Raw genomic sequence first — 429 nt, forward strand, 5'->3', positions numbered from 1 at the left:
CGGGTCGACGAACTGCTTGATATGGTGCGGATCCCGCGCACTATGCGCTATCGCAGGCCTGGTGAATTATCCGGTGGTCAAAAGCAGCGCATCAATCTTGCCCGGGCTTTGGCCGCCAATCCCAAGATGATCATCTGCGATGAAATCACTTCGGCGCTCGATACCGTCGTTGCTGCGGCCATCCTTGATCTGTTGAAGGAACTCCAGCGCGAACTGTCGCTTTCCTATCTGTTTATCAGTCACGACCTTTCCACCGTTCGCGCGATCTGTGACGAAGTGATCGTGATGTATGGGGGCAAGAAAGTCGAGCAGCTGCGTCCCGACATGATGGGAGGCGAGGCGAGCCATCCTTATTCAAGGCTGCTGTTCTCGTCCGTCCCAAAACTCGATACCAACTGGCTCGATAACCTCAAACAGGAGCCGGTGCTG

At 55.5% G+C, this 429-nt stretch carries 1 protein-coding gene; it reads left to right on the forward strand.

From position 1 onward, the window contains the following. Window positions 1-429 (forward strand): ATP-binding cassette domain-containing protein (locus QSJ70_RS27390; protein ID WP_285541371.1); only part of this gene is annotated, 429 nt, incomplete at both ends.

The sequence above is a fragment of the Brucella sp. NBRC 12950 genome (genome assembly GCF_030268145.1).
Taxonomy (GTDB): domain Bacteria; phylum Pseudomonadota; class Alphaproteobacteria; order Rhizobiales; family Rhizobiaceae; genus Brucella.